Raw genomic sequence first — 4,136 nt, 5'->3', positions numbered from 1 at the left:
CGTCAGCGAGACTGGCCCGGACGGCCGCGAGCAGCGCTACGCCTATGATGCCGCCGGCCAGCTGATCGAGCGCACCGAAGTCAGCCGGCACGGCCTCGACGGGCAAGCGCTCGCCATTCGCTATGAGTACGACGCCAGTGGCCGCCTGACCGCTCGCCTCCTGCCGGCCACCGAGCACGCCCCGGCCAGCACCGAACGCTATCAATGGCGTGCCGACGGCCAGCTCGGCAGCGTCGGCAATGACCAGGTCGAGGTTACCTTCGCCTACGACGCCGCGGGGCGCCCCATCGGCGAACACCAGCGCCATCATGCCATCGGCGATGACGCCGCCTGGCAGTGGCAGCACCAGCAGCGGCTAACCGCCACCGGCGCGCCCCAGGCCAGCCGCTACGGCGAACTGCCCGAACTCGCCTGGCACACCTATGGCAGCGGCCACCTGCACGGCCTCAGCGCGCCCGGACTGGGCCTCGAACTCGCTCTCGAGCCCGACGCCCTGCACCGCGAGACCCAGCGTCGCCTGAGCAGTGCCGGTCAGCCCCAGCCGCTGATCCTCGAGCGTGGCTATACCGAACTCGGCCAACTGGACCGCCTCAGCCTGCGCGGTCCCGGCAGCGCCAAAGGCGAGCAGCACTACCGCTACGATGCCCTCGGCCGGCTCAGCTTCCGCAGCTCCGGGCAGGGCAGTTCTAGCCCGATCATCGCCTATACTTACGACCCTGCCGGGCGGCTGATCGCCAGCCAGCACGGCGACCGTGCCCACCGTTACCCGTTGGACGCCGCCGGGAACCGGCTGAACGCCCAGCCGGGTGAACCCGCGCGGCCGAACGCAGCCAACCAGCTCAACGAACTCGACGGCAGCCGCTATCGCTTCGATGGTGCCGGCAACCTGATCGAGCGGGAGCAGCCCGATGGTGAACGCCTCACCCTCGGCTACGACGGCGCCAACCGCCTGGTGCAGCTGACCCGCACCAGCGCCGCAGGCACCACAAGTGAGGCCAGCTACCGCTACGACGCCCTGGGCCGTCGCATCGCCAAGACGGTACGCCATGACGACGGCATCACCGCCACCACCCACTACGGATGGGACGGCGACAGGCTCGTGCACGAAGCGAAAGAGAACCAACGCACCACCGTGGTCTATGAGCCGGGCAGCTTCGTGCCGATGCTCAGAATCGATCAAGCCGGCCACGACGCGCCCAAGCAGATCAGCGCCTACGTCACCGACGCCCTGGGCACGCCGATGCAACTCGTCACACCGAGAGGCGACACCCTGTGGCAGGCCCAACCCGACGACTGGGCGGCAGTAACCAACGAGCAGGGTAGAGCTGCACAGCCGATCCGCTTCCAGGGGCAGTGGCATGACGACGAATCCGGGCTCTACTACAATCGCCACCGCTACTACGACCCGCAGCAGGGCCGATACATCAGCCAGGATCCGATTGGCCTGAAGGGTGGCAGGAACCTGTATGGATATGTGACCAACCCGACCGGGATGGTGGATCCGCTGGGGTTGTCTAGTGTCCGATTGCTGGTGGGAGCAGAAAAATTAAGAGGCGAGGCGTGGTGTGCAGCGCAATATCTTGCTACGGCAAGCAGTGTATCTCAGCTGCCCGCTATCGTGGAGCAGCATATTGATATGGCTGAGGAAGCAAGAGGTAACCGTATCGACGGTTGCGGGCAGAAAAAACGAAACCAGTTAATTTATGGGGCTTCGCCAGATGTTGCCGAAGGTAATTATAATGCCTGCTTAGATCGCGCTGAAAGAAGCTATCACGAAAGAATATTTGAGATAGCCCGAGAGGATGTCACCCGTCATGCGGGGATTGATGAGCAGCTAAGTGAAATTTATCAGAGCTGTCTCGATCCTTCAATTGGGGATTTGGAAATACCGCGTGGGCGCAGGTGAACTATAAGTTTACGCTCAAGAGCAAGGGTGTTACATGACTATTGAAAAAACGGTTTTGCCAGGCAAGGTTATAGCTATAGGCTTGTTGGCTTCTTTCTTTTTTTTGACATCATCATCAGCTTTGATGGCCGACTCCACAATGTTCCAAGCTAACCTGGAAAGGAGTGGCGTATATGAGGATGCTGGACCGAGAAGTGGTCCGGCCCTGGCTTGGAAGTTTGATGCAGGTGCTGCCGTGTTTAGTACGCCATTGGTCTATGGCGGTGTAGTGTATTTTGTTGATTTTGATGGTGGGGTCTATGCAGTCAATCAGGACGATGGTTCATTGTTGTGGGAGAAAAATCTAGGGGGGCAGCCCAGCTTTCAGATCACAATGAACGAAGACGTCCTCCTAGTGGGGCGTCTCTTCTCAGAAGAGGACGATGGAAGCTACTTGATGGCAATCGACCCAGAATCAGGGGAGGAGCGCTGGAAATTTGAGACAGATGATCGTTCGGGAATGGACTCCCCAACAATCTACAACGACATGGTGTTTTTGGCATCCATGTCTAACTACATATTTTCATTGGACTTGGCGACTGGAGAAGAAGTCTGGAGACATCCCATTTCAGGAGGCGATAGACAGCCACTTGTTTCTAATGGAGTGCTTTATTTTCAAGATGTCTCGCAGGTGATTTATGCGATTTCACCTGAGGATGGGGGCGTGCAATGGAGTTATACCCCGCCAACTGATAAGCACTGGCATTTTAGTACCCCGGTGATAGAAAGTTGCTATATTTATGCCCTGATAAATGGCGATGAAGGAAGTGCGGTCGCCAAAATAAATAAAGTTAGCGGAGAGTTGGAGTCTGAGTTTCCCATTGAATTTTCAAGCATGTCATCAGTCAGCCTGGCTGACAATGTCGCTTTCTTTGGCGATGATGGGGGAGGTCATACTGGAGCATATGGTTACATGAATGCCATGAACGCCGAAAGCGGTGAGATCGTTTGGAGGTTCGAAACAGAAGGCTTCGTAAGAGGGGCGGCTTCCATTGCTGGAGATACAGTGTACTTTGGAAGCCATGACCATTACCTATATGCCGTTGATCGACATACAGGCGAAAAGAAGTGGCGTTATGAAACAGGAGCAGGTATAGCTTCTGCCCCAGCAGTAGTTGATGGGCGTGTTTATTTTGGCAGTATCGACGGCCATGTTTATGTGTTGGAATAGTCTATCTGTTTGGGTGTGATGGGAAAGGCTGGTTATTCTTCTGTCCAGGGCGGTTCCATTACTAAGTTTATGTTTGTGGCAGCATCAGGCATCTGAAGTGACCCCCTCCAGAGCTGCACAGGCTATAGTGCAGCGATCAGGAGGACAGGATGAACGACGACAACCCCATCAAGCGATGGACCGCGAAGCGCAAGGCTGCCGTGGTCATGGACATCTTCAAGGGCAAGATCACGGTGGCTGAGGTGGCTCGCCAATACGACCTCACTGTCTCCGAGGTCGAGGGCTGGATCGATGAGGCCCAACGCAACATGGAGAACGGATTCAAAGCCCGCCCCAAGGACATCCGTGAGCAGTACGAGTCCGAGCTCCGAGAGATCAAGGAGGCACTGGGTGAAGCCCATCTGCAGATCTATGCACTAAAAAAATTCAAGCGCCTGCTCGACGAGGACGAGAACTCGTAAGGTCGCTGCAGGCGCAACTGGCCGAGGAAGGCCACGTGGTATCGCTCGTCAAGCTCTGCCGCTGGTTGGGATTCCCCCGGCGAAGCCTGTATTACCGGCCCAAGCCGCGCCGCCGTGTGATCAATACCGAGCTGGCCAGCAGAGTTAAGCTGACTCTGGAACGGTTCCCTACCTATGGCTATCGCCGTCTGGCGTGCGTATTGGGTGAGAACCGCAAGCCGATCCAGCGCATCTTGCAACTGAAGGGCTGGCAAGTGCGCAAACGACCTCAAGGCTTCCGCCCACGCGCCAGGAGCCTGCCGTCAGTCGCCTCAAGGCCTGATGAGCGATGGGCTACTGATCTTACTCACGTGTGGTGTGGAAAGGATCGACGAGCCAGCTTGGCGGTGATTATCGACTGTTGCACACGAGAGATCCTTGGTTGGCGATTATCGGACAATGGCAGTAGCAAGACCGCCGAGGCCGCGCTGGAAGAGGCCCTGGTGCATCGATCCGGCGCCTTGGGCCGAATGGGTCGCGAGACCGTGCTCGAGCGCGACGAAGCAGGGCAGGTCACCGC

Annotated in this window: 4 protein-coding genes; all 4 read left to right on the top strand. The window is 57.9% G+C overall.

The window, feature by feature from the left end; genetic code table 11:
* The coding region (locus tag KZO25_RS19835) for an RHS repeat-associated core domain-containing protein (protein ID WP_223138224.1) at positions 1-1,906 on the top strand (1,906 nt) is incomplete at its 5' end.
* A gap of 34 nt (positions 1,907-1,940) precedes the next feature.
* Positions 1,941-3,116 carry a PQQ-binding-like beta-propeller repeat protein gene (locus KZO25_RS19830; protein WP_223138223.1) on the top strand — a complete coding sequence of 392 codons (1,176 nt, stop codon included), beginning with the start codon at positions 1,941-1,943 and terminating at the stop codon, positions 3,114-3,116.
* Between the two features lie 149 nt (positions 3,117-3,265).
* Entirely contained in the window at positions 3,266-3,577 is a 312-nt protein-coding gene (locus tag KZO25_RS19825) for a DUF1153 domain-containing protein (RefSeq protein WP_223138222.1), read from the top strand.
* A 35-nt stretch (positions 3,578-3,612) separates the two neighbouring features.
* Positions 3,613-4,136, top strand: a 524-nt coding sequence (locus KZO25_RS20190) for a DDE-type integrase/transposase/recombinase (RefSeq protein WP_223138221.1), incomplete at its 3' end; no start/stop codon positions are given.

Source organism: Halomonas sp. ANAO-440 (assembly GCF_019915905.1).
Classification (GTDB): domain Bacteria; phylum Pseudomonadota; class Gammaproteobacteria; order Pseudomonadales; family Halomonadaceae; genus Halomonas; species Halomonas chromatireducens.
This window is presented reverse-complemented; position numbering and strand designations above follow the sequence as displayed.